We start from the raw sequence: 24,045 nt of genomic DNA on the forward strand, positions 1-24,045 counted from the left end.
ACACCATGACACAGACCCGCATGATCGCCATTACCCTGGCCGCCGCCCTGACCACCAGCACCGCGATGGCCGCCGACGTCACGCTGAAGCTGGGCCACCTGGCCAACGAGGAAAACATCTGGCACCAGGCCGCCCTGCACTTCGCTGAAGAGGTCGCCGCCGGAACCGAGGGTCGCGTCGAGGTCCAGGTGTTCCCGAACGAATCCCTGGGCAAGGAGATCGACGTCATCAACGGCATGCAGCTGGGCACCGCCGACATGACCATCACCGGCGAAAGCCTGCAGAACTGGGCGCCCAAGGCCGCGCTGCTGGCGCTGCCCTATGCCTACCGCTCGCTGGAGCACATGGACGCGGTCGCCTCGGGCGAGATCGGTGAGCAGATCGAGGCCGAGATCATCGCCAATGCCGATATCCGTCCGCTGACCTATTTCGCACGTGGCCCGCGCAACCTGTCGTCGAACCGTCCCGTCACCACGCCCGACGAACTGGACGGGCTGAAACTGCGGGTGCCGAACGTGCCGCTGTTCGTGACCGCCTGGCAGGCGCTTGGCGCGAACCCCACGCCGATGGCCTTCTCCGAGGTGTTCACCTCGCTGCAGAATGGCACGATCGAGGGGCAGGAAAACCCGCTGGCGCTGTTCCAGTCCGGCGGCTTCTACGAGGTGCAAAAGACCGTCAACCTGACCGAACATGTCCGGTCGTGGATCTATCTGACCATCTCGGAAAACGCGTGGAACAAGCTGTCCGAGGCCGATCAGGCCGCCGTGCAGGCCGCCGCCGACAGCACCCAAGCGTTCGAGCGCGAGCTGTTCCTGACCGACGAAAAGGAACTGGTCGCCGAACTGGAGGCCGCTGGCGTCACCTTTGTCGAGGTCGATCAGCAGGCCTTTGCCGATGCCGCCCGCGACGCGGTGATCGGTGCCGTGGACGCGGACATCCGCCCGCTGGCCGAACAGATCTTCAACAACTGATGGCACGGCGGCGGGACAGCTTGGCCCCGCCCCCACCCGGAGACATCCCATGACACAGGCATTCAAGGGGTTGGAGCGGCTGTGCCGCCTGACGATCCTGACGGCGTTCCTGCTCTTGTCGGCATCGGTCCTGCTGCAGGTCTTTGCGCGCACCTTTCTGCCCACCGCTCCCGTCTGGACCGAGGAACTGACGCGCTTTTGCCTGATCTACATCGGCGCGATCGGCGCCGGGCTGGCGCTGCGCAGCGGCGACATGGTGAACGTGGACCTGCTCTGCGAGAGCCTGCCGGGACGCTGGCCATGGCTGTTGCGGCTCTTCAGCGCGGTGCTGACCGTGCTGTTCAGCGCTGGCCTGCTGGCGGCGGCGTGGCAATACACCCGCGTGGGCGTGCGCCAGACCGCGCCGTCCCTGGGCTGGCGGATGGATTTCGTGCACGCCTCGATGGTGGTGCTGTTCGCAACGCTCGGCCTGTGGGCGCTGATGCGCGTCTTCGAGATGCTGACCGGCCGCCATGACGGGCGCGCCATCCCGATATCGGAGGACCTGTGATGGGACTGACCCTGCTTCTGAGCGTATTCGTGCTGGGGCTGGCCATCGGCCTGCCGGTGGCGGTGACGCTTGGCCTGTCCTCGATGGCCTATCTGCTGTTCGCGGACATCCCCTTGGTGGTGATCCCGCAAAAGATGTATGCGGGCATGGACAGCTTTGTGCTGCTGTGCATTCCGGGCTTCATCCTGGCGGGCAACCTGATGAACTCGGGCGGCATCACCGAACGCATCATCCGCTTTGCCAATGCGCTGGTCGGATGGATGCGCGGCGGGCTGGCACAGGCCAACATCGCCGCCTCGATGCTGTTCGGCGGCATCTCGGGCACCGCGGTGGCCGACGTGGCCTCGGTCGGAGGCATGATGATCCCCGGCATGAAACGCGCGGGCTATCCGGCGGCGTTTTCCGCCGCCGTCACCGCCGCGTCCTCGACCGTGGGACCGATGATCCCGCCAAGCGTGCCGATGATCATCGTGGGCTCACTGTCGGGCATGTCGGTGGGCAAGCTGTTTCTGGGCGGCGCCATTCCGGGCATCCTGATGGGGCTTGCGATGATGGCCACCACCGTTGTCCTGGCGCGCAAGCAGGGCTTTCCCCGCGAACCCTGGCAGGGGTTGCGCGAACTGTTCAGCTCGTTCACCGGGGCGGTCTGGGCGATCGCCATGACGGTGCTGATCGTGGGCGGCCTGTTGACCGGCATCACCACGCCCACGGAAACCGCCATCGTGGCCTGCCTTTACGCGATGCTGGTCGGGCTGTTCGTCTATCGCGAACTGCCCGTGCGGGCGATCCCGCGCATCGTCACCAACAGCGCGATCAGCGCCGCCGGAATCCTGGTGCTGGTCGGCACGGCCAACGTCTTCGGCTGGATCCTGGTGTCGGAACGCATCCCCCAGATGCTGGCCGACGGGGTGTTGTCAATGACCCAGAACAAGTTCGTGGTGATCCTGCTGATCAACCTGCTGCTGCTGTTCGTCGGCATGTTCATGGAAACCATCGCGGCGCTGATCATCCTGTTCGTGCCGCTGCAGACGCTGGCGCTGGCGGTGGGCATCGACCCGCTGCATTTCGCGGTCTTTGCGGTGATGAACCTGATGATCGGGCTGACCACGCCGCCGGTGGGGGTGTGCCTGTTCGTGGCCGCCAATATCGCGCGCCTGCCGCTGTCGCCGGTGATCCGGGCGATCACGCCTTATATCGTCACCAACCTGATCATGCTGCTGATGGTCAGCTATTTCCCGCCGCTGTCCACCTGGCTGCCCAACCGCCTGATGCCGTAAGGAGGCACCATGACCCCGACCCGATGCGTCCGCCTGAACGGACAGGACGACCTGACCATCGCCACGACCGACCTGACCGCCCCTGGCCCGGATCAGGTCCGCGTCGCCGTCCTGGCGGGCGGTATCTGCGGATCGGACCTGCATTACTGGCAGGAGGGCGGCATCGGCACCATCCGCGTGCGCGAACCGATCATCCTGGGCCACGAGGCCGCCGGCCGGATCGAGGCCGTGGGCGCGGATGTGACCGGGCTGACCGTAGGCCAGCTGGTCGCCATGAACCCCTCGCATCCCTGCGGGCGGTGCGAGTTCTGCCGGGGCGGGCTGCCGCATCACTGCATGGCGATGCGGTTCAAGGGGTCGGCGATGTACCTGCCCCACGAACAGGGCATGTTCCGCGACGCCATGACCATCGGCGCCGCGCAATGCCACCCCCTGCCCGACACCATCACCCCCGGCGCCGCCGCCTGCGCGGAACCGCTGGCCGTGTGCCTGCACGCCGCGAACCGGGCCGAGGCGATCGCCGGCCCCCTGACCGGCAAGACCGTCCTGGTCACCGGCGCGGGCCCCATCGGCGCGCTGTGCGTGGCGGTCGCCCGCCTGCGCGGGGCCGCGACGATCATCGTGACCGACATCCAGGACGCAACGCTGGCCGTCGCGCGCCGGATGGGCGCCGATCACGCGGTGAACCCGATGGCCGACCCACAGGCACTGACCCCCTGGCAGGACGGCAAGGGCCGGGTCGATCTGGTATTCGAATGTTCGGCGGCGGCATCGGCCATCCGCGACGCGGTGGCCTGCCTGCGCCCGCTTGGCGCGTTGGTTCAGGTCGGCGTCGCGGGGCCGACCCCCCTGCCCCTGAACCTGATGGTCGGCAAGGAGATCCTGTTCGCGGGCTCTCATCGGTTCGACACCGAATTCGCCGATGCCGTCGCCCTGATCGGCACGGGCGCCATCGACCCCCGCCCGATCATCACCGCCACATTCCCCATGACCGACGCCGATGCGGCGTTCCGCACCGCCGCCGACCGCGCGCGGTCCGTCAAGGTGCAACTTTCCTTTGCCGAAAAAGAGACCCAATCATGAGACAGACCTGGCGCTGGTTCGGACCCAAGGATCTGGTGTCCATCGACGACATGCTGCAGGCGGGCGTCGAAGGCGTCGTGACCGCCCTGCACCACGTCCCCACCGGCCAGGTCTGGCAGCCCGACCAGATCGCGGAGCGCCAGTCCCGGCTGGCCGTGATGCGTGACGGCGCGCCGTCCAACCTGGCATGGGAGGTCGTCGAGAGCCTGCCCGTTTCCGAGGACATCAAGCGCCAGACCGGCGACTGGCGCACCCATATCGAGGCGTGGAAGGTCTCGATGCGCAACCTGCATGCCGCGGGCCTGCGGGTCATCTGCTATAACTTCATGCCGATCCTGGACTGGACGCGGACCGATCTGGTCTATCGTCTGCCCAACGGCGCGACCTGCATGCGCTATGACGCGATCGATTTCGCGGCGTTCGATCTGTTCATCCTGCAACGCCGGGGCGCGGCCGACGACTATGCCCCGCAGGTTGCGGAAACTGCCCGCGCCCGGCTGGCCACCATGTCCGATGACCGCCGCCAACAGCTGACCGGCAACGTGGTCTTCGGCCTGCCGGGTGCCGCCGAACGCATGACGCTGGACGACGTGCGTCACCATCTGGCCCGTTACGACGACATCAGCCCCGACCGCCTGCGCGCCCATCTGGTCGATTTTCTGGCCGAGGTTACGCCGCTTGCGCAGGAACTGGGCATGCGCCTGTGCTGCCACCCCGACGATCCGCCGTTTCCGCTGCTGGGCCTGCCTCGCATCATGTCGACCGAGGCCGATTATCGCGCTGTCATGGACGCGGTGGACCTCTCCGCCAACGGTATCACCCTGTGTACCGGGTCGCTTGGCGCGCGCGCCGACAACGACCTGCCCGGCATGATGGACCGTTTGGGCGACCGGGTGCATTTCCTGCACCTGCGCAACGTCGCGCTGGAGGACACGCATCTGGGCGGGTCCTTCCACGAGGCCGCGCATCTGGAGGGTAACACCGACATGGTCGCGATGATCGCCGCGATCCTGACGGAAGAACAACGCCGCCGCGCACAGGGCCGCGACGACTGGCAGATCCCCTTCCGCCCCGACCACGGCCAGGACATCCTGGACGACCAGTCCCGCCAGACACAGCCCGGCTATCCCGCCATTGGACGGCTCAAGGGTCTGGCCGAACTGCGCGGCATCGAAACCGCCTTGTCCCATCCGCTGATGACCCAACGCGGCTGAGGCGATTGCGCGGATTATTCGCATCATGAAACACCTTGTCATGATGCGAATAACCGCCATAATCCCCTCATGCAGATCTGGCAAAGCCCTGCCTGGCCGAACTTTCGCCACGACCCGTCCCTGACCGAAGGGCGGCTGGCGGCGTTTTCCGCACGCCTTGGTGCCATCACCGGCCTGCACCACGCCCTGACCCCTGATGAACGGCGCGAGGCCTTCCTGCGCGCCGTCACGACCGAGGCCGTGTCCTCATTCGCGATCGAAGGGGCCAGCCTGCCCGCGGCCCAGGTCCAGGCCTCGGTCGTGGCCTCCATGGCACATCGCGGCGCGGAACCCGTGCGCCGCAGCGACGCCATCGCCGACCTGATGCTGCAGGCCCGCGCCGGGGGACCGTCCCTGGACACGCCCACCCTGTGGCACTGGCACCGCCTGCTGTTCCACGGGCTCGAGGTCGAGGACAAGGGCCGCTGGCGGCGTTTCGCCATGGTTATTACCCGCAGCGCGACCGCCGGCCGGGACGAGGTCCTCTATGCCGCCCCGCCCGCCGACCACGTCCCCGCAATGATGGACGCCTTTCTGGCCGCGCTGCAGACCGACGACCGCCCCGCCCCGATCCGCGCGGCGCTGGCGCATCTATGGTTCGAATCGATCCACCCGTTTTCCGACGGCAACGGGCGGCTTGGCCGGGCGCTGGTCGAACATGTTTTCGCACGCGACGGGACCGCCCTGCCCTTTTCGCTGTCGCGCCAGATAGAGGCCGACAAGCGCGGCTATTACGCGGCGCTTCAGGCCGGGCGGCAGGTTGTGGGCGACGCGATCGACGCCACGCCCTTTGTACTGTGGTTCCTGGACCGGCTGATCGCAGGGGTCGATGATGCGGTCGCGGATGCCCGCTTCCTGGTCGCGCGCAACGCCTTCTTTCTGCGCCACCACCCTGCCCCGCGCGCCGAACGCGTCCTGCGCCGCCTGTTCGCCGAAGGCCCGGCCCGCGTGGAACAGGGCATTTCGGCCGCGCCCTATGGCCGCATCGCGGGCGTGTCCGCCGCGACCGCCACCCGCGACCTGACCGACCTGGAGGCCGCCGGAATCCTGCGCCGCGGCCCCGAGGGCGGCCGCTCGACCCGCTATCTGCTGGTCATGCCCTAGCCGAACAGCCCCGGCGACATGTCCTCCCAGAACGCCCCGATCCGCGCGGCGTTCAGTGGCGACATCCAGCCGTGACGCTCGAAATCGGCGCGTGCGGCGCGGTCGGTCAGCTGGTTCAGAAACAGCCGCCGGTCGGCGTCGCGCTGTGTGGGCGTGCGCTGGCGGATCACCTCCAGAATGCGGCGCAACCGTTCGGCCTGCGGGTTCGGCGGTTCGACCGTCACCGGGTCGGGCGTGCCGAAATCACCGTCCAGCGCGGCGCTCAGATAGCCGACCTTGCTGACCACGTTCTGCCGCGCCTCGACATAATCCAGCTTGGTCTGCACGACCTCCTCGCCATGCGCCGACAGCCATTGCCGCGCCAGCCGGTCGCTGACCCCAAGCGCGCGCAGCCGGGCATAGACCGCACCGTGGCGCGCGCCCTCGCCGTCATCCATGTCCAGGATCGCCAGCTGCGGGTTCTCCTTGATCAGGAACCGGATATGGGTGACCGCCCTGCCCTGCTTCTTGGTCTCGGGGGTCAGGATGATGTTCGAGGTCTTGTTCACCTCGGTCACGGCGGGCTTGATGATCTTGGCGTTCAGCTGCTTGAACACCTCGTAATAGGCCGACCCCTCGACCCCCATCAGCCGCCGGAACAGGTCCAGCGGCCACCACCCCGTCGATCCGGTCCGCACGAAACGGTAACAGTTCTCGTACAGCGCCAGCGCATGCCCTGACGTGAACCGCCGCTGCATGTTCAGGTTGATCAGCGCGAACACCTTGGGGTCGTGCAGCTTTTCCGCCAGCGCCGGGGAATAGGCGTATTCGCAGATCCCACCCTTCAGCTTGGCATAGCTCAGCAGGCTGGACACGCCCCATTCCTGCCGGCCCTTGTCATCCAGCATGTCCCATTCCGCCACCGTCTCGACCAGGCCGCGCAGCGACTGCTTCAGCGTGTCCATGTCGTTGCTGTTGTACCCGATCATCAGGGACAGCGTTCGCGCATCGATCTGGTGGCTGGGTCGCGACATCAGCGTGTCATAGGCATTCAGCAACAGCACGTTGGACAGCTTTCGCTGCAACAGCGTCAGCTTGCCTGACACATGGATCGCGGCCACGTGCTTCTTGACCGCGCCACGCCGAAGCGCGCCGGACAGCTGGTTGCGTGGAATGTCGTCCATGGGGTCTGCCATTGTCCTGCCTACATGCCCATGCTGCCGCAAAGGGAACCCTTGGGCAACATGCTTTCAGGCACCCTTATCCCGCTGTGGCCTGTCCCGGAAACGGGCACCTTGGTTCCGAACAGCGCGCATTAGGAACCCGTTTCCGGGATGGCATTGCGCCCAGACCGCGTCGCTGTAGGGTTTTTCGCGCCCAAATTGGCCTCTCCCGTTCAACGGCACCCATCAACCCGCGAATCGGCACCGCTCCCCCCGTTTCCGGGCACCCATCGTCCTGCAAAGGGGTGCCCTTCGTCCTGCTGACGGGCACCCCTTTTTCGCTATACAATTGGCAAATATCGCTTTTTTATATGCAAAGACTCTAAAGACCTTAAACAAAATACAAGCTTTATGCGGCTGCTTTCCTGCATATGGACAAGGTTTCGCGGCGAAACCGGTCAATTCCGTTCCCAATCGGGCACCGATGTGCGATAGAAAGCGCAGTACGCCTCGGAACACGATACATCGCAGCAGGAACGAGATGTCAGGCAAAGAGCCGCTTCCCCCCTATTTCAGCATAGACCCCGCCCGCGCCGCCAAACGCCTGTCAGAACCGATCGGCACCGCCCGATTCGCCAAGGCCGCCGCCTTTGCGGCCCGCGGACGCCAGGACCTGGCAGAGCGGGGTTATGCCCCCGACGGGCGCAAACGCCTGCGCCGGTTTTCCACATGGGAGATTTGCCGCTATCTGATCCCCGTCGCAACCGCGCATTTTCGCCGCGTCTTGCGCAAGAATCCCGACCTCCCCCAAGGCGTGGGCGAGGGAAATTCCAAGTGGTTCACCCTCGACGACGTTCTGCGCCTGCGCGACCATTTTGCCCAGGAAGGCGCCGCCGACCGGGAATACCGCCCGTGGCGCCCGGAGGGCCTGCCGGCCAAGATCCTGGCCGTGGCGAACTTCAAGGGCGGGGTCGGCAAAACCTCGACCGCGGCGCACCTGGCCATGTCGGCGGCGCTGGACGGCTATAAGGTGCTGGTCATCGATCTGGACAGCCAAGGCAGCATGACCTCGATTATGGGCGGTCAGGTGACCGACGAATGGTCCACGGCCTTCCCGTTGCTGGCCAAGGACTATGCCTTGGCCCTGCAGGACGAGAACCGCGTCCGCGAGGCCCGCAACCAGCCCCCCCTGCCCTTTGACGAGACCCTGACCGAGGCGCTCAAGATCGGCGCCCGCGACCTGATTCAAAAGACGCACTGGTCCAATATCGACCTGCTGGGCGCACAGCTGAACCTGTACTGGGCCGAATTTCAGGTACCTGTCTGGCGGATGGGCCTGCGCGGCTGGCCGCTGTGGGATGCGCTGTCGAACGGTCTGACCCATGATGGGGTGGTGAACGATTATGACATCATCATCATCGACACGCCTCCTGCTCTTGGGTACCTGACGATCAACGCACTGGCGGCGGCCGATATTCTGCTGGTCCCTCTTGGCGCGACTTTCCTGGAGTTCGACTCGACAGGCCGGTTCTTTGATATGCTCTATTCAACCTTCGCCAGCGTCGAGGATGGAGAGAACACCGCCCGCCGCCGCGACGGCCTGCCAGAGATGCGGTTCGAATGGGATGCTGTCCGCGCCATCATCACCCGCTTCGAGGCCGGTCAGCAGACTGACCTTGCCAACGTGATCCAGGCCTATTTCGGCGACTTCATGACCACCTATCGCCAGGAACTGACCGCGATGGTGGGTCAGGCCGGAGAGCAGGTGAACGGCATCTATGAGGCCGATTACCGAGAGTTCAACCGCGACACCTATGTCCGGGGGCGCGAGACCTTTGATCGCACCTGGGCCGAGGTCAAGGAGCTGATCCTGGGGGCATGGTGGCGCGATCTTCAGATGGAACAGCAGGAACAGGAGCCGACCGATGGTCAAGCGCAGACGTCTTGAAGCCCCCAGCACCGATGACCTGACCCGCATCGAGGCAGAGTTTCGCAGCGAAACCTTTGACCGGGCGGCGGCGGTCCGGGGCATCGCGCCGATCGCCCAGGTGGCGGCCGACAGCGCCTCGCAGTTCCAGCCCGATGGGGCGGACGCCCGCACGGCGCGCGCCCGCGCCGAGGCCGATGCCGCGCGCCTGCACGCGGCGCAGGAGGGCGGGTTGCTGATGGTCGAGCTGCCGCTGGAGCAGATCGACGAGGACGCGATGATCCGCGACCGCATGACCATGGGCGAGGCCGAGATGCTGGAGTTGCGCCAGTCGATCGCGGCGCACGGGTTGCGATTGCCCATCGAAGTGTTCGAACTGGAACAGGAGGGCAGGGCCGGGCAGCGGTTTGGCCTGTTGTCGGGCTATCGCCGTCTGCTGGCCACGCGGGGTCTGCGCGACCTGACGCAGGCCGACAAGTACGCCACGATCCGCGCAATCATCCGACCTCGTGCCGATGCGGGCAACGCCTTTGTCCAGATGATCGAGGAGAACGAGGTCCGTGAGAACCTGAGCCATTTCGAACGCGGCCGGATCGCCGTGATCGCCGCGAACCACGGCGCCTTTGCCAATACCGAAGACGCCGTGGACAAGTTGTTCGGGACGGGATCAAAGGCAAAACGGTCAAAGATCCGGTCTTTCTCTCTGATCTTCGAAGAGCTTGGGGATATGTTGCAGTTCCCCGAGCAGTTGACCGAACGTCGCGGGCTGCAGCTGGCGACTGCTTTGCGGCAAGGGGCGGAGAGCCAGGTCAGGCAGGCCTTGTCCCATGCAGCGCCCGACGACGCGGATGCCGAATGGGCCTTAATCGAGCCGGTGATCCGGCAGCAGGATCAGGTCGTGCGGGATCCGACGCGGGGAGGGCGCCCAAAGCGTCCCGGAACCGTGCATGGCTGGCTGGATGACAAGACGCTGCGGACATCAAGCGGCGTGACGATACGGCGGTCCAGCGACAGCAGGGGGCATCTGTTGCGGCTTGAAGGGTCGGCATTGACGACGGAGTTGATGGACAGCCTGATGCTGGAAATTCGGGCGCTGTTAGAGCGATAGGGTTTCGCAGCGAAACATCACATTTGCGGGCAGGGCAGGGTGCCCTGTTCATGCTTAATCGGGTATTTAGCTATAGCACATTGTTTTTAAATAGTAATATAGAAAAAGTGGTGCGTGTCATCGGACACCTGTCTAACGCGCAATCTGTTTTACGTCAGCCAACATCCTGCCGACGATCGACGATCGTCGGCACATGGAATGCGGTGATACTAGGGCACATCCCGCCAGCGGCCGCCGTCGAATGTGGCGGCCGCTGGCGGTCGCGTGGTGTCACATGGTGCTAGAGACTGTCGACCGGGGGCGTGTCTCGGGGGGGATGGGGCAACGATAGGGCTGGCCCTCCAGATGGTCGGCATGGGCGGTCTTGGCGGCCCGGATCAGGGAGGGGTCGGTCAGGGCGGCATGGGCAGTCGCGGCCATGACCTTGGCTGCGTGCAGCATGCCCTTGTGCGCGGCGGGGGCCTTGCCCTGGGCGGTCTGCTGCCAGCTGTGCAGCGCGGTGCCGACCGCGCAGGTGGCCACGCGGGCCTGGACCGTGGGCACGGCCCAGCTGACATCGCCCACGTCGGTCGAGCCCATGCCGCCCATGAACGGCCGTTCCAGCGGCGCGATGAAGTCGCACAGGGGCAGGTCGTAATCGGGTTTCATCGCCAGCCGCTTGAACGTGTCGGCGATGTCCTCGCGCGTGAGGCTTTCGCGGATTTCGGTGGCAAAGGTCGTGTCGGCGGCGTCGAAGGGGACGGGGCCCAGGGCCTCGAACTGGGCCTGCATGGCGCGGGACAGGGGCAGGTTCTCTGTCAGGTTGGACACGGCCGAAAACACGCGCGAGGTCACGGTCGTGCCCGACATCAGCGCCGCGCCATCGGCGATCTTGCGCACGCGGTCGACCAGCGAGGACAGGCCCGCAAGGTCGGGGCTGCGGATCAGCTGGCGGACGGTGGCCCTGGCCTGGACCACGTTGGGGGCGATGCCGCCCGCGTCCAGATAGGCGTAATGGACCCGCGCGGCGTCGGGCATGTGTTCGCGCATGTAGTTGACGCCGATGTTCATCAGTTCGACCGCGTCCAGCGCGGAGCGGCCCAGTTCCGGCGCGCCCGCCGCATGGGCGGCCTTGCCGTGGAAGGTGAAATCGATTCGCGTGTTGGCCAGCGAGCGCATGTCATCGACCGCGTTGAAGCTGGCCGGGTGCCATGTGATGGCGATGTCGACATCGTCGAACAGCCCGTCGCGGACCATGTAGGTCTTGGCCGCGCCGCCTTCCTCGGCCGGGCAGCCATAGTAGCGGACGCGACCGGCGACGCCCTGCGCCTCGAGCCAGTCCTTGACGGCGGTGGCGGCGGAGAGCGCGGCCGAGCCCAGCAGGTTGTGGCCGCAGCCGTGGCCAAAGCCGTGATCGGCGATCTGGTGCGGCTTGGCCAGACCGGGTTGCTGGGACAGGCCGGGCAGGGCGTCGTATTCGCCAAGGATGGCGATGACCGGGCCGCCGGTGCCCGCCTCTCCCATCACGGCGGTGGGGATGCCGGCCAGGTTCTCGGTCACGCGAAAGCCCTGGTCGCGCAGCATCCGGGTGTGGGCGGCGCAGGATTTGACCTCGCCATAGGCCAGTTCGGGCGTGTCGAAGACGGCGTCGGCCAGACCGGTGAAGGCGTCTGCGCGGGCATCGACCAGCGGCCAGAGGGGGTTGTCGTTTCGCATCGGGGGTTCCTTTGGTTCAGGCGCGGTCGTTCAGGTGACAGGCGGAGAGGCGGCCCGCGGCCACCTCGCGCAGGGCAGGGACCTCGACCCGGCAGCGGTCGTGGGCGTGGGGACAGCGGGGGTGGAAATGGCACCCCGGCGGCGGGTTCAGGGGCGAGGGGATCTCTCCCTTGATGGCGTGATAGGTCTTTTTCCCGGTCTCGAAGGTCGGGATCTCGGCCACCAGGGCCTGGGTATAAGGGTGGTTGGCGCGCGCGATCAGGTCCTGGGCCTCGCCCAGTTCCACAAGGCGCCCCAGATACATGACCGCGATCCGGTCCGAGATGTGTTCGACCACGCCCAGATCATGGCTGACGAACAGGTAGGTCAGGTCGAAGTCCTGTCGCAGCTGAACGAACAGGTTCAGAACCTGTGCTTGGATCGACACGTCCAGGGCGGCCACGGATTCGTCGCAGACCAGGAAGTCGGGGCGCACTGCCAGTGCGCGGGCGATACCGACGCGCGCGCGCTGCCCGCCCGAGAACTGGTGCGGATAGCGCTTGCCCATGCTGGGATCGAGGCCCACCTGTTCCAGCATCCGTTCGACATAGGCAGGGATGTCGCGGCGTGGCACGATGCCGTGGACGCGCGGCGCCTCTCCGACGATGTCGCGGACCTGCAGGCGGGGGTTCAGCGACGACATGGGGTCCTGAAACACCATCTGGATCTTCAGCGCCGCGTCACGGGCGGCGGCGCCCCTGAGGGTGGCGACGTCCTGGCCGTTATAGAGGATGCGCCCCTGGCTGGGGCGGGACAGCCCCGCGACCATGCGGCCAAGCGTGGATTTGCCGCAGCCGGATTCGCCGACCAGCCCCAGCACCTCACCGCGCCGGACGGACAGGTCGATGCCGTCGACGGCGTGGACGGTCACCGGGGCGATTTTTGCGCCGAGCGTGCGGGCGGTGCGTTCGGCGATGTCGAGGTCCTTGGTGAACCGTTTGGACACGCCGTCGATCTGCAGGATGGGTTGTGATGTCACGGGGTGACCTCGTGGTCGGCATGGGGGTGGTGGCAGCGCACCTGGCGGCCGGGGCCGGCGGGGGTCAGGGCGGGTTCGACCTGGCAGGCGGCATCGGCGCGCGGACAGCGGGGCGCGAATTTGCACCCCTGCGGCAGGTTCAGCAGTGACGGCGTCATGCCCTTGATCTGCGTCAGCATCGCGCCGTGGCGTTTGCCGTGGGGCACGCTGTCGATCAGGCCGCGCGTATAGGGGTGGCGAGGGTTCGCGATGATCGCGGCGGTGGGCCCGTCCTCGATGATGCGGCCCGCGTACATGACCGCCAGGCGGTCGGCCAGGCCCGACACCACGGCGAGATCATGGGTGATCCAGATCAGCGCGGTGCCCGATTGCGCGCAGAGTTTCTGGACCTCGGACAGGATCTGGGCCTGAATGGTGACGTCCAGCGCGGTGGTGGGTTCGTCGGCGATGATCAGGTCGGGCTTGTGCAACAGCGCGATGGCGATGGCCACGCGCTGGCGCATGCCGCCGGAAAACTGGTGCGGATAGCTTTTCAACCGCTCGTCGGGCGACGAGATGCCGACCTGGACCAGTGCCTCGCGGCAGCGGCGCAGGGCCTCGGACCGGGAGACGGTTTCGTGGGCGCGGACGGTCTCTATCATCTGGGTGTCGATGCGCAGGACCGGGTTCAGCGTCATCATCGGGTCCTGAAAGATCATCGCGATGCGCTTGCCGCGCAGGGGGCGCATGGCCGCCTCGCCACCCGCGATCAGGTCGGTGCCGTCAAAGACGATCTGACCCCCGACCACGCGGCCCGGCGGATCGACCAGTCCCAGGATCGAGAAACCGGTGACCGATTTCCCCGACCCGGATTCGCCCACCAGGCCCAGGATCTGGCCCCGGTCCAGGGTAAAGCTGACCCCGTCCACGGCGCGGGCGGTGCCGTCGCGGGTCATGAAATGCGTCTGCAGGTCGCGGACGTCCAGAAGGGGGCTCATGTCTGCAACCTCGGATTCAGGACATCGCGCAGGCGGTCGCCCACCAGATTGATGGCGATGATGGTGACGACCAGCGCGATGCCGGGAAAGACGCTGACCCAGTAGCGGCCCGACAGCAGGTAGTCGTAGCCATTGGCGATCAAGAGGCCCAGGGAGGGTTCGGTGATGGGCACGCCCACGCCCAGGAAGGACAGCGTCGCCTCCAGCGCGATGGCCTGGGCGATCTGGACGGTGGCGACCACGATCAGGGGGGGCACGCAATTGGGCAGTAGGTGGCGGAACATGATCCGCCGGTCGGACAGGGCCAGACAGCGGGCGGCGTCGATGTAATCCTTGCGGGTTTCCACCATCGCGGAGCTGCGCACGGTGCGCGCGTAATAGGCCCATTGCACGATGACCAGCGCCAGGATCACCTTGTCCACGCCGCGTCCCAGCAGCGCCAGCAGGATCAGCGCGATCAGGATGGCGGGAAAGGACAGCTGCAGGTCGACGATGCGCATCACGAAACTGTCGAAGCGCCCGCCGAAATAGGCCGCGGCGACGCCGACGACGGTGCCGATGGTGATGGCCAGCGTCAGCGACACGACCGCGACCATCAGGCTGATGCGCAGCCCGTACATGATGCCCGACAGCATGTCGCGGCCCTGCTGGTCGGTGCCCAGCCAGAAGGTCTGGCCGGTGGCCATGCTGACCTCTCCGGGTGGCAGGCCGCCGTCCATGATGCTGAGCTGCATCAGGTCGTAGGGGTTCTGGGGCGCGATCCAGGGCGCGGCGATGGCGATGATCGCGATCAGCACGAACAGGATCAGGCCCAGAACGGCGATGCGGTCCTCGACGAACTGCTTGGCGATGCGTTTGGCGGGGCTGTCGATGCGGATCGGGACGGGGGAGGGGGGTGCGATATCGGTCATCCCTTCATCTCCGACAGGCGGATGCGGGGGTCGAGCGCCGAATAGATCACGTCCACCAACAGGTTGATGCCCACGATGATCAGCACCGTCAGCATCAGATAGGCCACGATCACCGGCCGATCCAGCAGGTTGATGCTGTCGATCAGCAGCTTGCCCATGCCCGGCCAGGCGAACACGGTTTCGGTCACGATGGCGAATGCCACCATCGAGCCCAGTTCCAGCCCGATGATGGTCACCACCGGGATCATGATGTTTTTCAGCACATGGACCAGCACCACGCGGCGGGGCGACAGGCCCTTGGCGCGGGCGAATTTCACATAGTCCTGCATGCAGACTTCGCGCGTGTTGGCGCGGGCCAGGCGGATGATCAGCGACATCTTGAACAGCGCCAGGTTGATGGCGGGCAGGATCAGGTGCGAGAGTCCGTCCCATGTCAGAAAGCTGACGCGCATGCCCAGAAATTCGGTCGTCTCGCCGCGCCCGCCGGCGGGCAGCCAGCCCAGCAGCACCGCAAAGACCAGGATCAGCAGCATGCCCTGCCAGAAATTGGGCAGCGAGAAGCCCAGGATCGAGCCGCCCATGATCGTGCGGCCCGCGACACTGTCGGGCCGCAGTCCGGCCCACACCCCAAGCGGAATGCCGATGCCCACCGACAAGGCCAGCGCCACCAGCGCCAGTTCCAGCGTGGCGGGCAGGCGGTCCAGGATGATCTCCAGCGCGGGGCGGCCATAGACGAAGGAGGTGCCCAGATCGCCATGAAGGGCGTTCCAGACAAAGATCCCGAACTGTTCATAGAGCGGCCGGTCCAAGCCAAGCCGTTCGACGGTGGCGGTGATCTGGGCCTGGCTGGCCTCGGGGCTGACCAGCACATCGACCGGGTTGCCGATGAAAAAGACGCCGATGAAGACCAGCACGGCCATGGCCATGACGGCCAGCAGGCTTTGGCCCACGCGGCGGACAAGATAGACGATCATGACGGGGTCCCTGTAATGAGGCTGTGGTCCGGCACCCCGCGACGCGAGGTGCCGGAGGGGCGCATCATTCGGCGGCGGGTTTCACCTCGGCGGCCAGGGTGTACTGGTCGACGCGGGGTTCGTAGGTCAGGTCGGACTTCATCGCCCAGACCGTCTGTTCGTAATGCAGCGGGATGATCCCGGTATCGTCCAGCACAAGGGTCTGGGCATCCTGCAGCATCTGGTCGCGTTCGGCATCGTCGATGGTGGCCATCGCGGTCGTCAGCAACGCGTCCATTTCCGGGTTTGAATAGCGGCCGGCATTGGTCGGGCCCATGCCCGTCACCTCGTCATAGGTGGCCACCAGCGATTTCAGCGGCGAGGACATGTCGCCCGAGGACGCACCCCAACCCGCCATGTAGATCGGGAATTCCAGCGCGTTGCGGCGGGAAAAGAACTGGCTGGCGGTGCTGGCATCCACACTGACGGTGATGCCGATCTGGGCCAGCATCTGGGCCACCGCCTGCGCCACCTGTTCGTCGTTGATATAGCGGTCGTTGGGCGTGCCAAGCGTGATCGAGAACCCGTCGGGATAGCCCGCCTCGGCCAGCAGGGCGCGCGCGGCCTCGGGGTCATAGGTCTCGACCGGGCGATCGGACGTGCCGAACATCGGCGGGGGCAGCAGTTCACCCGCGGGCTGGGCATAGCCGCCCATGATGCGGTCGGTGATCGCCTGACGGTTGATCGACATGGATATGGCCTTGCGCACCCGCGCGTCCATCAGCGGGTTTTCCCCGTCGGTGCCGCCGATGCCGGGCGCGTCGGGCTGTTGCAGCATGTGCAGATAGATCACCCGGTTGGACAGCGCGTCCACGATGGTGAAACCACCCTGTTCGATGCGCGGAATGTCCTGGATGGGCGGCGATTCGATCATGTCGACATCGCCCGCCAGCAGGGCCGCCACGCGGGGGCCGTCGCTGGTGATGGGGCGCAGGGTGACCTGTTCCCATTGCGGCGTGCCGCCCCAATAGTCGTCAAAGCGATTCACCACGACCTCGGACCCGCGGTTATAGCGGTCCAGCACATAGGGGCCGGTGCCGACCGCGACCGCGGGGTCGTTGAAGGCCGGGGCCTGCGGCACGTCGCCCATACCGGTGCAGGTGCCGTCGGGGCCGTAGGTCACCTGGTCCTCGGCGCCAAGCGCGTCGGCGGACAGGACCGCAAGGCTCCACAGGTCGGTGGGCAGCAGGGGGTTCGTGGCCTTGGTGGTGATGGTCAGCGTGTGATCATCCTCGGCCGTCATGTCGGCGATGCCGCCGGTGAAGATGGTATAGGCCGAGGGCGAATTCTCGACCAGCGGCACCCGGCAGAACGAATAGATCACGTCGCGGGCGGTGAAATCGCCGCCGTCGTGGAATTTCACGCCCTGGCGCAGCTTGAACCGCCAGGTGGTGTCGTCCACCGCCTCCCAGCTTTCGGCAAGGCCGGGGGTGACCATCTGCAGCGCGTCCTGTGTGGTCAGCGCCTCGAAGATGTTCTTGGAGACCTGGATGTTGGTGGACAGCTGGTGGAACAGCGGGTCCATCGACGTGGCCTCGGATTTCAGGCCGATGGACAGGGTCTGGGCCGTTGCCGGGGCAAGTCCCGCCACGACGACGCCCGCGATCAGGGGCAAGCCGAATGCTCTCATTGCAAGATCCTCTCTGTTGCTGGTGCGCGGTCCGGTCGCCCCGGGGTTTGGCCCCCGGTGGTGCAATCCCGCTTGGCCTTCAGCGTATGATGCGATAACCAGATGTCAATCGCGAATATCGATGCGTTTTTCTCATAGGGTGCCGATGGAACCGGATGACACTGCCGCCGACCGGGACCGCCGGGCCGGAATATCGCTGCGCGAACTGGAGGTTCTTCAGGCGCTGGTGGGTGCCGGCACGGCCATCAGTGCCGCGCGCCGGCTGGACATATCGCAGTCGGCGGTCAGCCGCAGGCTGGCACAGCTGGAGGAGCGGCTTGGCTTCAAGCTGTTCCTGCGCACCAACGGCCGCCTGGTCCCCACGATCGAGGCCCTGTCGCTGAGCGAGCAGCTGGCGCCGGTGCTGGAGACGCTGGCGCGGCTGGTGCATCGCGCGGACCGGCCGCAGGGCGCGCATGAGGGTACGTTGTCCATCGTCGCCCCACCGACCATCGCGCACCGGTTCCTGCCAAGCCGCATCGCCGCGTTCAAGAAGGCCAATCCGGGCTGCCAGATCACCTTTGACGTACTGGCCAGCGACAGCCTGCTGACCGGCATTGCCGAAGGGCGCTTTGACATCGGGATGAGCGACAGCACCGTTGCCCATGAAGGCATCACATCCGAACTGTTGCTGGAAACGCAGGCAATCTGTGTCCTGCCCCGCGACCATCACCTGGCCGCGTTCGAGGTCATCCGCCCCGAAGACCTGCAGGACGAGCCGTTCATCGCCCTGTCGCGCCGCCATTCCAGCCGCGCCGCCATCGACCGCCTGTTCGACCGCGCGGGCCTGACCCCGCGGATCGTGCTGGAGGTGTCGACCAACGTCTCGTTGATCCAGTTCGTGCGCGAGGGGTTGGGCGTGTCGTTGCTGAACCCGTTCCCGCTGATCCACCAGATGGGCGACCGGGTGGTGATGCGCCCGTTCCTGCCCGCGATCCGCTACAGCACGCATTACCTGTTGCCGTCCAGCCGGGCGCCCTCCGCGGTGACGCGGGCCTTCGTGCAGGACGTGACCGACAGCCTGGACCGCTCTGCCTATCCGACCCCCACCGCCCTGCGATAAAGGAATTCCGATGCAGACCCCCACCAGCCAGCAGATCCTGGCACAGTTGATCGCCTTTGACACGACCAGTCACCGGTCCAACCTGGGGCTGATCGACCATGTCCGCGCCTATCTGGCGGAATACGGGGTGGACAGTCGGCTCGTCATGGATGCCACCGGGCAGAAGGCCAACCTGTGGGCCACCATCGGGCCCGCCGACCGGGCGGGGGTGATTTTGTCGGGCCATACCGACACCGTGCCGGTGGAGGGCCAGGACTGGACCAGCGACCCCTATGCCCTGACCGAGCGGGACGGGCGGCTGTACGGGCGGGGCAGCTGTGACATGAAGGGGTTTCTGGCCTGCGTGCTGGCCGCGGTGCCTGACCTGGTGGCGCGCGATCTGGACCGGCCCGTGCATCTGGCGTTTTCGTATGACGAGGAGGTCGGCTGCGTGGGCGTCGTCGACCTGCTGGAGATGTTGCGCGACGAGGGTATCCGCCCCGCGCTGTGCATTGTCGGGGAACCCACGTCGATGCAGGTGGTGATCGGGCACAAGGCGAAACGGTCGATGCGGGTCACGGTGCGGGGCAGGGGGTGTCATTCGTCACTGGCGCCGCAGGGGGTCAATGCGGTCGATTATGCCGCGCGGCTGGTCGTGCGCATGCAGGACATCGCCGCCCGGTTGGCGACGACGGGTGGGCGCGACACCGATTATGACATCACCCACAGCACCGCCCATACCGGCACCATCCGCGGCGGCACGGCGCTGAACATCGTTCCCGACCTGTGCACGCTGGACTGCGAGTTCCGGGTGCTGCCGCACGAGGATGCCGATGCCCTGGTCGACGAGCTGCGCGCCTATGCCCGCGACGATCTGGAACCGATGATGCGGCGCACGGCCCCCGAAGCCGGGATCGAGATCGAGGTCTTTGCCCAGTTCCCCGGGCTGGAGACACCGCCCGACGCCGAGGTGGTCACTCTGGTCAAGCGCCTGACCGGCAGCAACGGCCATTCCAAGGTCGCGTTCGGCACCGAAGGGGGGCGCTTTGCCGAGATGCTGGGGGTGCCGACGGTGGTCTGCGGGCCGGGCGCGATTGCGCAGGCGCACAAGCCGGACGAATATATCGAAATGTCGCAACTGGATGCCTGTGACGGTTTCCTGCGGCGTCTGGCCGATTGGGCGACGCGGGAGGCGTAAGGACGCCCCCCGGTCTCAGCGCGGCATCAGCTTGGCGGCCAGGGTCTGAACGTCGGGGCCCGACACCTTGGGCACGATCCGGTATGCGGCATTCACAAGGCAGAACAGCGCAAAGCCCAGCAACCCCACGCAGATGGCCGTGACCAGGATCTGGCCATAGATCTGACCGGACAGCCATGAGAACGCCTCTCCGGTGCCACCGGCCTGTTCGGGGTTGGCCTGCCACGCCGCGAAACCGAACAGCAGGCCCACCACGCCGACCACCACCCCGTGCGCGATCAGGCCCGCCTTGAGCACCGGGTTCCAGCGTGTCGTGACGGGGTTCGCGCGCAGATGCTGGCGGTATTCGTTCGTCCATCCCTGGCGCATGTAATGCGCGCCCGCGGCGACGATCAGCAGGGCCACCGCTCCGATGATCCAGCGACCGCCGGGCCATGACATGATGGTGCCGACATGGCGCGGGATGGAGGAGCCTTCGCCGGACCCGCCGCCGCTGCCGAACAGCAGCGAAAAGACGGTGACCCCAATGCCCAGATGGACAGCGCCCGTGACCAGCATGCCGATGCGGGCGACGATGCCCTTGGCCTCGCGGCCGTAATCCTCAAGGTCGAAGGTGGCGTCCAGAACGCGCCACAGCGCATAGGCGACCATCCCCACCAGGATGACGAACAGCGTGACGCCGCCGCCCCATGTCGTGTCCAGCCAGCCCAAGGCCGACGACGTGTCCCGCGCGTTCCCGCCGCGCCAGATCGAATAGAGGGAAATGCCCGCGACAGCCAGATAGACCAGTCCCTTGCCGATATAACCCGCCCGCATCAGCGGGACCGCCCAGCCTAGTTTGCTTTCGGTCATGGTCCTCGTCCGTGTTGTGCCTTGCGCGGAACCCACCGCATGGCCCGCGCCCCCTTTCAAGTGATGGGAACGGCATCGGTTCCCCGCCCCTGGCGCGCAGGTCACCCCGCGACCCATTGACCGATCGGGAGAGGCGAACGGAACATCGCCCCGATCAGGATGTTGATGCGGACAAGACAGAAAGGACCGCGTCATGGACGACAAGAAGAAATCCGACCCTGTGGTGCCCCGGCAGAACGGGCAGGGACAAGGTCAGGGCGTGCCGCACGCGCCAGAGGAATTCGACGTGATGAACCCTGCCAAGATGAAAAGGCCGCCCGCCGAAGAAACCCCGCCCAAGACCTGACATGACCGCGCATACCGACGCCGCCCCGCAGACCGCGCGGTCGCGCCAGACCGTTCAGGCGGTGGCGGTGATCGTCATCGCGACCGCGATCAAGCTGGCCGTCCTAGCTGCGTTGGACCGGCCATGGGGTTGCGGGTGCGGACAGGTCTGGGCGATGCCGGGCGATCCGACGCTGAATTCGCGGACCCTGCTGGACCCGTACACGGCGCTGCATGCGGTGACTGGTGCGTTGCTGATCATGATGGTGGCGCGGGTGCGGCCGGATCTGGGCCTGTGGGCCCTGCTGGCCGTCGTCGTCGCCAGCAGCACGACATGGGAGGTGATAGAGAACCTGCCAATTAGCATTCGCCTGTTCGCATACGACGCCTCTGATCCGTTGGCGTATCATGGCGACAGTCGGGTGAATGCATTGGCCGACACGGCGGCGGCCGTGACAGGGGCGATGCTTTCGCGGACGGCGTCGCCCATGGTCGTCATCGTGCTGGCCGTGGTGACAGAGATCGCGCTGTCACTGTGGATTCAGGACGGTTTCATCATTGCCGCCATTCGTGCCGTTCGGCAGGCGGCATGACCAGCGCCGGAGGTCGGCCCAGCACATGTTCCACCGCATCGACGGCCCCGCGCGCGCGCGGCCAATGGCAGGCATCCTGTGCGAATGCGTCGGCATTCATGCGAAACGACGGATCGGTCAACAGGCTGCGCACCGCCGTGCGGATGCGCGCCTCGGTCGCCAGAACGGGCGACAGGCGCAGGCCGGTTCCGGTCCGCGCAATGCGGGCAGCGACGCCGGGCTGATCGTTGGTCAACGGCAGGGCCAGCATCGGCACACCCTGTTCCAGACATTCCATGACAGTATTCAGGCCCGCATGCGTCACGCAAACCTGCGCCCGGCCCAGAACGGCGCGTTGCGGGACATAACTGCGGACCCAATCGGCGGGGATGTCGTGCGCCTGTTCTGCCGGTTGGCCGCCAAGGGACACCAGCACCTGTGCGCCCGCCGTCCGGCAGGCCCGCGCGATGCGGGCCAACAGCCGATGCCGATGCCCCTGCAACGTGCCAAGGCTGACATAGACCAGTGGCCGCGTCGGGTCGGGGCGGATGTCACAGGGCATGGGTTCCGCGACGGGGTCGCGAAACAGGCCCATGTGATGTACGTGATTGCCGGTGACAGGCCGCGGATGGTCGAACCCGGGCACGGTTTGCGCCAGCGTCATCAGGGGCGACACGCAATCACTGAAATCGCGCAGGGGGCCCAGGCCCCACTCCAGCGCAACCGTACGGATGACCATGGATTGGCGTCGCATCACCCATTGCGCAATCCGGCGCGCCGTCTGCAACCGCCTTGCCCCGCGTTCGGACCGATCGGGCTGCCAGCCAAGGAACGGGATCGGCACACCAGGTTCGTCGTCAAAAGGCAGCGCGCAGGCGATGGAGATCATGGGAATGTCCAGATGGCGCGACAGAAGGCCCGCTGCCGGTTCCGTCTGGTCACCCAGTATCAGATCGGGCCGATAGGTGGCGATGGCTGCTGGTCCATGCTTGCACAGCATCCGCGTGCGATCGGCCCCTGCGGCGATTTCTGCGTGCAGGTGCGCGGGTTGTCGGTGGACGTCCGGAGGGCAGGGCAGGGACCGGACCATGCCACCATCGAGAAACCGGATATGATGTCCACGCGCGCGCAACGCCTCGGCCAGTGCGGCAAAGGCTTGCCGGTGGCTGGGATAGGGCGGGCAGATCATCAGGATGCGCGCGGCAAGCCGGTCGTATTGTACCATCATCGTCCTCTTGCACGCCCAACGATCATGTCGGGCATTCGTTGCAAACGTCCTGTCATATCGATGCAACATGGACGGATGGCCGGTCCCGCGCGCGCCATGACGCGGTGCAGTGGTTGCGATGGGGGCCGCCTTTGGGGCTGCCGACGGTGGCTGCGCGATCGTGTCCACGTGGCGGGACCCGGTTTCCGGGCCCCGCGGCTTGGATCAGTCGTTTCGGTCGTCGACGATGATGGTCAGGTCGGCACCGTCCCGATGCAGCGCGATGACATCGTCGGCGGTGTAGTCCGCAGATTCCAGCGCCTCGGTGACGGCGTCCTGTCCAGACAGGGCCATGCGCAAGGCCGACAGGGTGTCCTGCGCCTGAGCTAGTGCCGTGTCGATGTCGCCGGGCGTCCCTTCGGAAATCGTCGCGGTCTGGGTCCCCCCACCGGTCGACAGGCCGGTGGCGATCCCGTCCGGCGCATCCGTGGCGCCGCCGCCCAATGCCCCCGCCATGTCGCTGGATGGCGCCATCGCCGTCCCGGTCGTGTCGTTCGTGGTCTGCCCACCGGTCATCGGGGGCGTGCCGTCCTCTGCCGTGGACACGGCACCGCCGCCCACCTGTTCCAGCGCGCTCAGGCCCGTGACGGTGACAGATGTGTCCGCGTTCATGCCGTCCAGCAGCTCGGTGAAATCGCGGCCTGATTGCAGGTCGATCACCACGCGCTCATATGTCAGCGCCGTGTCGGCGGAGCCACCCGATTGGGCGGCCGAACCGGTATTTTCACCGCTGCCGGTCATCGTCGACATGTCGGCGGTGCTGCCATTGTCGTCGGTCGCATCGGGCATTGCGTCATCTGTCGCAGGCGCGGTGGCCTGGGCGTATGCCAGATGCGGCACGGCCAGCGACGACGCGGCAAGGGCGGTGGCGACAAGGGCGGCACGGCTGGTCTGGGACAGTGTCAAGGTCATGGTTGGTTCTCCGAGATCAAATCTTGCGTCATCTGCGCATGGACGGTCCCAACCGGGGCAATCGGCATATGTTCCCGGTCACCCGCGCAGATGTGAACCGCATCCGATGTGTCGTCGGCGCGCATGGTGAGACTGATCCGCGCGCGATCTTCGATACCGCCGGGCCGTCGGTCGCATCAA

22 protein-coding genes are annotated in these 24,045 nt (G+C 66.4%); 12 read left to right on the top strand and 10 right to left on the bottom strand.

What is annotated here, in order from left to right:
• Positions 1-5: 5 nt before the first annotated feature.
• The 6 genes from ACJJVR_RS01445 (at position 6) to ACJJVR_RS01470 (ending at position 6,238) form a co-directional block, all read left to right on the top strand.
• Entirely contained in the window at positions 6-971 is a 966-nt protein-coding gene (locus ACJJVR_RS01445) for a TRAP transporter substrate-binding protein (protein ID WP_405401655.1), read from the top strand.
• Positions 972-1,020: 49 nt separating this feature from the next.
• Positions 1,021-1,521: a TRAP transporter small permease gene (locus tag ACJJVR_RS01450; RefSeq protein ID WP_405401657.1), complete on the top strand. Its 501-nt coding sequence runs from the start codon at positions 1,021-1,023 to the stop codon at positions 1,519-1,521.
• The gene (locus tag ACJJVR_RS01455) at positions 1,521-2,798 is read left to right on the top strand and encodes a TRAP transporter large permease (RefSeq protein ID WP_405401658.1); all 1,278 of its coding nucleotides are present in this window, start codon (positions 1,521-1,523) and stop codon (positions 2,796-2,798) included. The genes ACJJVR_RS01450 and ACJJVR_RS01455 overlap by 1 nt, the downstream gene beginning before the upstream one ends.
• Before the next feature lie 9 nt (positions 2,799-2,807).
• Positions 2,808-3,881 carry an L-idonate 5-dehydrogenase gene (locus ACJJVR_RS01460; RefSeq protein ID WP_405401659.1) on the top strand — a complete coding sequence of 358 codons (1,074 nt, stop codon included), beginning with the start codon at positions 2,808-2,810 and terminating at the stop codon, positions 3,879-3,881.
• Positions 3,878-5,095 (top strand): mannonate dehydratase, encoded by a 1,218-nt coding sequence (uxuA, locus tag ACJJVR_RS01465; RefSeq protein WP_405401661.1) that lies wholly within the window; start codon positions 3,878-3,880, stop codon positions 5,093-5,095. Before ACJJVR_RS01460 ends, uxuA begins: the two co-directional genes overlap by 4 nt.
• A gap of 69 nt (positions 5,096-5,164) precedes the next feature.
• On the top strand, positions 5,165-6,238 hold the full coding sequence (locus ACJJVR_RS01470) for a Fic family protein (RefSeq protein WP_405401662.1): 1,074 nt from the start codon (positions 5,165-5,167) through the stop codon (positions 6,236-6,238).
• On the opposite strand, the gene ACJJVR_RS01475 is transcribed toward ACJJVR_RS01470, so the two are convergent.
• Positions 6,235-7,401: a replication initiation protein gene (locus tag ACJJVR_RS01475; RefSeq protein WP_405401664.1), complete on the bottom strand. Its 1,167-nt coding sequence runs from the start codon at positions 7,399-7,401 to the stop codon at positions 6,235-6,237. The two genes, ACJJVR_RS01470 and ACJJVR_RS01475, sit on opposite strands and share 4 nt — an antisense overlap.
• 520 nt (positions 7,402-7,921) lie before the next feature.
• Between ACJJVR_RS01475 and ACJJVR_RS01480 the strand changes: the two genes are divergently transcribed.
• Together ACJJVR_RS01480 and ACJJVR_RS01485 are read left to right on the top strand one after the other, a co-directional pair.
• Positions 7,922-9,328 carry an AAA family ATPase gene (locus tag ACJJVR_RS01480; protein WP_405401666.1) on the top strand — a complete coding sequence of 469 codons (1,407 nt, stop codon included), beginning with the start codon at positions 7,922-7,924 and terminating at the stop codon, positions 9,326-9,328.
• Positions 9,306-10,415 carry a ParB/RepB/Spo0J family partition protein gene (locus ACJJVR_RS01485; RefSeq protein ID WP_405401667.1) on the top strand — a complete coding sequence of 370 codons (1,110 nt, stop codon included), beginning with the start codon at positions 9,306-9,308 and terminating at the stop codon, positions 10,413-10,415. The genes ACJJVR_RS01480 and ACJJVR_RS01485 overlap by 23 nt, the downstream gene beginning before the upstream one ends.
• Before the next feature lie 270 nt (positions 10,416-10,685).
• Here ACJJVR_RS01485 and ACJJVR_RS01490 read toward each other — a convergent pair whose 3' ends face one another.
• The 6 genes from ACJJVR_RS01490 to ACJJVR_RS01515 form a co-directional block, all read right to left on the bottom strand.
• A complete protein-coding gene (locus ACJJVR_RS01490; protein WP_405401668.1) occupies positions 10,686-12,110 on the bottom strand; it encodes a M20 family metallopeptidase in 1,425 nt (474 codons plus the stop codon).
• Between the two features lie 16 nt (positions 12,111-12,126).
• On the bottom strand, positions 12,127-13,128 hold the full coding sequence (locus tag ACJJVR_RS01495; RefSeq protein WP_405401670.1) for an ABC transporter ATP-binding protein: 1,002 nt from the start codon (positions 13,126-13,128) through the stop codon (positions 12,127-12,129).
• Positions 13,125-14,105, bottom strand: coding sequence for an ABC transporter ATP-binding protein (locus tag ACJJVR_RS01500; RefSeq protein ID WP_405401671.1), 981 nt, complete (start codon positions 14,103-14,105; stop codon positions 13,125-13,127). The genes ACJJVR_RS01495 and ACJJVR_RS01500 overlap by 4 nt, the downstream gene beginning before the upstream one ends.
• Complete coding sequence (locus ACJJVR_RS01505; RefSeq protein WP_405401673.1) at positions 14,102-15,016, bottom strand: ABC transporter permease; 915 nt, start codon at positions 15,014-15,016, stop codon at positions 14,102-14,104. The genes ACJJVR_RS01500 and ACJJVR_RS01505 overlap by 4 nt, the downstream gene beginning before the upstream one ends.
• On the bottom strand, positions 15,013-15,990 hold the full coding sequence (locus tag ACJJVR_RS01510) for an ABC transporter permease (protein ID WP_405401675.1): 978 nt from the start codon (positions 15,988-15,990) through the stop codon (positions 15,013-15,015). The genes ACJJVR_RS01505 and ACJJVR_RS01510 overlap by 4 nt, the downstream gene beginning before the upstream one ends.
• Before the next feature lie 64 nt (positions 15,991-16,054).
• Positions 16,055-17,659: an ABC transporter substrate-binding protein gene (locus ACJJVR_RS01515; RefSeq protein WP_405401677.1), complete on the bottom strand. Its 1,605-nt coding sequence runs from the start codon at positions 17,657-17,659 to the stop codon at positions 16,055-16,057.
• A 145-nt stretch (positions 17,660-17,804) separates the two neighbouring features.
• Here ACJJVR_RS01515 and ACJJVR_RS01520 point away from each other — a divergent pair, with 145 nt between their 5' ends.
• Together ACJJVR_RS01520 and argE are read left to right on the top strand one after the other, a co-directional pair.
• Positions 17,805-18,761 carry a LysR substrate-binding domain-containing protein gene (locus ACJJVR_RS01520; protein ID WP_405401679.1) on the top strand — a complete coding sequence of 319 codons (957 nt, stop codon included), beginning with the start codon at positions 17,805-17,807 and terminating at the stop codon, positions 18,759-18,761.
• A gap of 10 nt (positions 18,762-18,771) precedes the next feature.
• On the top strand, positions 18,772-19,938 hold the full coding sequence (gene argE, locus ACJJVR_RS01525; RefSeq protein WP_405401680.1) for an acetylornithine deacetylase: 1,167 nt from the start codon (positions 18,772-18,774) through the stop codon (positions 19,936-19,938).
• Positions 19,939-19,953: 15 nt separating this feature from the next.
• Here the strand turns inward: argE and ACJJVR_RS01530 are convergent, their stop codons facing one another.
• A complete protein-coding gene (locus tag ACJJVR_RS01530) occupies positions 19,954-20,790 on the bottom strand; it encodes a DUF1206 domain-containing protein (RefSeq protein WP_405401682.1) in 837 nt (278 codons plus the stop codon).
• A gap of 193 nt (positions 20,791-20,983) precedes the next feature.
• Between ACJJVR_RS01530 and ACJJVR_RS01535 the strand changes: the two genes are divergently transcribed.
• Positions 20,984-21,136, top strand: coding sequence for a hypothetical protein (locus tag ACJJVR_RS01535; RefSeq protein ID WP_405401683.1), 153 nt, complete (start codon positions 20,984-20,986; stop codon positions 21,134-21,136).
• A gap of 1 nt (position 21,137) precedes the next feature.
• Positions 21,138-21,707, top strand: a complete 570-nt coding sequence (locus tag ACJJVR_RS01540; protein WP_405401684.1) for a DUF2585 family protein — start codon at positions 21,138-21,140, stop codon at positions 21,705-21,707.
• Here ACJJVR_RS01540 and ACJJVR_RS01545 read toward each other — a convergent pair.
• Together ACJJVR_RS01545 and ACJJVR_RS01550 are read right to left on the bottom strand one after the other, a co-directional pair.
• Positions 21,670-22,914, bottom strand: coding sequence for a nucleotide disphospho-sugar-binding domain-containing protein (locus ACJJVR_RS01545; protein WP_405401686.1), 1,245 nt, complete (start codon positions 22,912-22,914; stop codon positions 21,670-21,672). The genes ACJJVR_RS01540 and ACJJVR_RS01545 overlap by 38 nt on opposite strands.
• A gap of 204 nt (positions 22,915-23,118) precedes the next feature.
• The gene (locus ACJJVR_RS01550; protein WP_405401687.1) at positions 23,119-23,865 is read right to left on the bottom strand and encodes a hypothetical protein; all 747 of its coding nucleotides are present in this window, start codon (positions 23,863-23,865) and stop codon (positions 23,119-23,121) included.
• Positions 23,866-24,045 lie beyond the last annotated feature (180 nt).

This window comes from Paracoccus sp. Ld10 (assembly GCF_045064235.1).
GTDB lineage: Bacteria > Pseudomonadota > Alphaproteobacteria > Rhodobacterales > Rhodobacteraceae > Paracoccus.